The organism is Pseudomonas monteilii NBRC 103158 = DSM 14164 (assembly GCF_000730605.1).
In the GTDB taxonomy this organism is placed as follows: domain Bacteria; phylum Pseudomonadota; class Gammaproteobacteria; order Pseudomonadales; family Pseudomonadaceae; genus Aquipseudomonas; species Aquipseudomonas monteilii.
On sequence record NZ_BBIS01000094.1, the window covers coordinates 1 to 4,214 of the forward strand.

Annotated in this window: 5 protein-coding genes; 3 read left to right on the forward strand and 2 right to left on the reverse strand. The window is 53.5% G+C overall.

The genetic code is table 11. From position 1 onward, the window contains the following. Positions 1-26: 26 nt before the first annotated feature. Entirely contained in the window at positions 27-860 is an 834-nt protein-coding gene (locus PM2_RS30940; RefSeq protein WP_141745125.1) for a TniQ family protein, read from the reverse strand. A 454-nt stretch (positions 861-1,314) separates the two neighbouring features. Between PM2_RS30940 and PM2_RS30945 the strand changes: the two genes are divergently transcribed. Continuing rightward, complete coding sequence (locus PM2_RS30945) at positions 1,315-1,527, forward strand: type 2 periplasmic-binding domain-containing protein (protein ID WP_141745126.1); 213 nt, start codon at positions 1,315-1,317, stop codon at positions 1,525-1,527. A gap of 290 nt (positions 1,528-1,817) precedes the next feature. On the opposite strand, the gene PM2_RS29145 is transcribed toward PM2_RS30945, so the two are convergent. Next, a complete protein-coding gene (locus tag PM2_RS29145) occupies positions 1,818-2,507 on the reverse strand; it encodes an Abi family protein (RefSeq protein WP_232867059.1) in 690 nt (229 codons plus the stop codon). A 207-nt stretch (positions 2,508-2,714) separates the two neighbouring features. On the opposite strand from PM2_RS29145, the gene PM2_RS29150 reads away from it, so the two are divergent. Both PM2_RS29150 and PM2_RS29155 read left to right on the forward strand, forming a co-directional pair. Next, complete coding sequence (locus tag PM2_RS29150) at positions 2,715-3,497, forward strand: DUF4238 domain-containing protein (protein WP_028700094.1); 783 nt, start codon at positions 2,715-2,717, stop codon at positions 3,495-3,497. A gap of 44 nt (positions 3,498-3,541) precedes the next feature. Then, positions 3,542-3,775, forward strand: coding sequence for a hypothetical protein (locus PM2_RS29155; RefSeq protein ID WP_028700093.1), 234 nt, complete (start codon positions 3,542-3,544; stop codon positions 3,773-3,775). The last annotated feature ends 439 nt before the right edge of the window (positions 3,776-4,214 follow it).

Genomic DNA, 4,214 nt, shown 5'->3' on the forward strand with positions numbered 1-4,214 from the left:
CCCTAGGGGGTGACATGCTGCCATCCTTACGCAAACCTGTTCGGTTGCATGTCCATCTTTGGCAGCTCATTAAGCCAGCTCATCTGGTACATGGACTCAAAGAAAGAGTCAGCTGTTCTGAATGTTAGAAATGCCATGGCAGAACTTAGATTCAACGTATTTTCGCTGGAGAATTCATGGTTAAAGCGCAATCCAAAGGAGCGATATATAAAAGACAAATAGTCATCGTAAGCTAATGCGTGATTATCGTTATAAACAGCTTTCACGAATTTATCATATAGCGTTCGATCAAAGCTCAGCGTTTTAAGCGGCTCTCCTCGAAATCGGAACAAGTCGTGAGCAAATATAGCAAACTCCTGCTGCAGTGATCCGAAAAACGTGGGCTCATTCAGGAAGCTTTCTGAACACTCTCGTAGATCTGACAGGTTGTGTGACGTGATTCTTTTTTTGCAAGTGGGGCATTCCATGTGCAGGGCTGTAGCATGAATCCTGCAATGGGTTACCAGGCTGGGTAGGTGGCAGGAGTGAATAAAAGCAGCTCCGTACCTCTCTATGTCATTCTGAACGCACACTGTACAAATACGCCAGCGCTGAGTGGGTGTGAATGCAGCTGAGGTGGGTCGTCGGCCAAGCGCCATAATGTAGGGGTATAGCGAGTGCTCTCTCAAGGACTGTTCCGCAACACCATGCGCTACAAGTATTTCCGAAAATACAATTTTGTATTTAGGGTGTCCCTCTGTGCTGAGTACGGCTTTGATCGAATAGTCACAGCCTTTTGTACCATGTCTAGTGTCTAATAATTCTCTACCTCGACGGAAGGCTGAACCGATGAATTCACCTGGTAAAGGAGAATAGGTCATGTAAGCACCTGTTGCGGGAGTTGAGAGGCTAATTCTGTATTAAAATACAGTGAAAATGTATTAAAGTGTGGTTGTCATGAGTGTACCCATTACTCTGGGCTCTAGATCTGTGAGTTCGGTATGATGCCTACTGATTGAGTAAGCGTCTACAGTCAGAGAGCCCAATGTTCTCAGGCATCGGGTTATCAGTCTGGAAATCTGAGCAAATGCGACGCGTGCCTGCATATCAATAAAGCTGGATCTTGTGGGCGCCCGCATTATAGATGATGGCCTGACTCCAAATGGTGTTGCGACTGTTATTCCCATCGCCTCCCATCGCTATCGCAGATGTTGCGCCGTCCGCGTAGTTGGTGCTGTAAATATTGAAGTCCAGTCTCAATAATTGCTGGGCGGTGACCCGACTCGGTGGTGCAGCGACAGTCACCATTTCCTTGATTATTATGAGGTGGTTCGCTTGAACATTTCCAAAGAAGTCAGAGATTTGATAGCGCCATCAGGCCGGTTGCGAGCAGCAATCAATGTTGGAAATCCGATCTTGGCGCGCCGAGAAGGGCCATCGACTGCATCTGGTGTATCGGTCGACCTTTCCCAAGAGCTGGCGAACCTGCTGGAAATCCCACTGGAAATTTGCATAGTTGATGCCGCACGTTTTCTGTTGAAAAAGTAATTTCCGGCGAGGTTGATGTCGGCTTCTTCGCAGTGGACCCTAAGCTCTACCTCAACACGTTCTACGACAACTACTTTGCCTTCGATTTGCCGCGAGGGATTCGTTTGGCGGGGGATCTGCCTGCATAGCAGTCGACCTCGGCAGGGCGGCTCTTGCTGCCGCTGGAGCAAGGCCACAACGGCGTCGAGGACTCCCGCCTGGCCGAAATGATCGCCGGTTATGTAGTCGCGCCCACCTCAGACGCCCGCCGAGCCTCCGCCACCGGCCGTCGAGGGAGTTACCACTGTTAGTCAGGGCTTGGCGGCGAGAATCATATTGACCGTCTGAGACTGGGACATCCAGGTAGCAGTTTGAATGCAACGATACCTAACGACTTTCTGGATCCTGGCGTAGTCCTGCGCGAGCTGGCGTGCGAAGATCGGCTCATGATGGGCAATACGGTTACGGAACTTCCGAATGGCTTCCAGTGCTGAGCGAATTTGTGAGCGCAGCTGGTAATATTGCAGGCCGGCCGGGGCATGGGGGAACAGGCGTTTGAGGTGGTTGTCCCACAGCCCATGATCATAACGGGCGGTAAACATCGACTCCCAGAAGGCAAAGCTCATTTCGGCGATCGCTTTGTCCGTCGAAGGGGGGTTGCCACCCGCGCTTTGTTCTGCTTTTTGTCGAGCCGCCAGCAGAGCTTGGCGGGGCTTGAAGACAGGGCCTGCTTGCTCAGGCAAACTCAAGAAGAAACCTTGGCTCCAGGGCCATTGCGCGCCATAGGTCGCGGTCAAGGCTTCCGAAACAGCATTGCGAACCACCACCTCACAGAAATGAAGGGGGTGGATGAAGGCGGCGGAAATCGCAGCATTCCAGGCGTACAGGTTGATGGCGGCGCTCAGCGGGGAAGGCTGGTTGTGGCAAGCGGCCAGGTAGGTGCCCATCCTTGGCATGGACAAGGCAGCCTGCTTGGCAAGATCAGGCGACATGAAAGACATGGTTATGAGCCGAAGTTGACGAAGGTGTCATTTAGCCATAGAATTAGGCCACTAACCACTTGGTTAGGAGTCAAACCTATAGCAGGATTGATTTCGCCGAGGGATGTACGACAGTACACACAAAGCCCACCGAAAGGTGGGTTTTGCGTTTGTGGCGTGCGAAAAATCAGAGGTAACGGAATAATCCTGCAATCGACGGAGCCGCCCTTGACCTTCGAAGCCCCCCAGAAAACCAATCCGCATAATCTGACGGTGAACCAGCACACCTTACCCCGCGCCAGCATCGCCCGCTTCGCGAATGAGAAAGGCGCAGTGCAGGTGCTGCGCAAAGCGACGGGTAAACGCTTTCATTTAAAACCGGCAGACCAGATCTTCTGCGCCCAGCGCGTTTGGGATCAACAAGCGGAAGGCGGCTTCATGAAGGGCATCGAGGATGACTTCCAGGCCTTGGCGAGCACTGTGCTCGATGATCCGGCCTTTCGTCTTGGCCCGCAGCACTTCGCCTTGATCAACGAGTTTTACTGCTTGTGGAACATCCGCGCGCAGTGGAAAAAGAACGAGCGGATGGCAGACCCGTCAATCACCAGTGTCAGCAGCGCCTTCGAGGTCATCGGGCTCCGCCACAATTTCACCCAGGATGAGCAGGAGCAGTTGGAGGCGGCGGGTATCGGCTATATTCGCCCCGACCTCACGATACCCAGTCGCACACTGGTGGCGCCGGCCATTCGCCTTAACCTTTCCGAAGCGGTCAGAAGGATGGATGGCGAAAGCTGGAAAATACTACGGGCAATGGAAGGGGAGTTCGTCGTGCCGGACAACTTTTTCAAATGGCTGATCGTGCCACTGTCGCCAACCGCCTGCCTTTGCGCTCATCCCGAGGTGACCCAGTCGAGGCTGCCCCCTGATGGCGTGGCCATCATCAACCGCCTCGCTATCGAGTCAAGCATCGACTACTACTTCGCCCGTGACCTGGACAAGTGCCCGCAGTGAGTTACACCTAGGCTATTATCTGATCAGTCTTCAAGGAGTGAGGCATGGGCAAAAAGCGCAACCAGGCTATGCGAGACGCGGCCAAGCAACTTCGCAGCTACAAGAAGAAGGGTATCGGCGCTGGCGGTCGCATCGGCCTCGGTCTGGAGTCATCGTTCAAGCCGAAGAAGGTCAAGCGTGACGACGTGGTGCTCGATGCCCAGACCACGGCACCGGCTAGCACTGACAAGTCAATCCTCTACGTGCCGGGCTGGTCGTTGAGCGAAGACCAATCTTAGATCGCAAGGGCTGCACGCAACTTATCTGGGCTGTCACTCGATGATCCGCATCGATGCAATATGGCTGGCCACCGAGCCGATAGACATGCGCGCCGGCACCGACACGGCACTGGGACGGGTGGTTGGGCATGATCCGTATCCTTAACCTAAGGGCGTCCTCATGCCGAACTTATATCCGCCTGTACCCAAGCGGGTTGAGCAACGGCATATATCGCCCGCGACATCAGTTACGGCTTCGACTTCGACTCTTCCGGTACAACCAGCTGCACAACCTCCACAGTGTCATTCCAGGCCGGATCATTCCACACGCAAAATTGGAAAAAGTTCGTCTGGATTACGACATTCGCTGCTCAGCCTTGCACGCGCTGCTCCCGCTAGCGCCTTGGTCGGATAGCTTGGATCCAGCCGAAGCTTTTCTTGATTATCGTAAATGTCAAAC

Bases quoted from the DNA above. Each gene is read 5' to 3' on its own strand.
- PM2_RS30940 (WP_141745125.1), bottom strand. From the start codon at position 860: ATGACCTATTCTCCTTTACCAGGTGAATTCATCGGTTCAGCCTTCCGT.
- PM2_RS29145 (WP_232867059.1), bottom strand. From the start codon at position 2,507: ATGTCTTTCATGTCGCCTGATCTTGCCAAGCAGGCTGCCTTGTCCATG.
- PM2_RS29155 (WP_028700093.1), top strand. From the start codon at position 3,542: ATGGGCAAAAAGCGCAACCAGGCTATGCGAGACGCGGCCAAGCAACTT.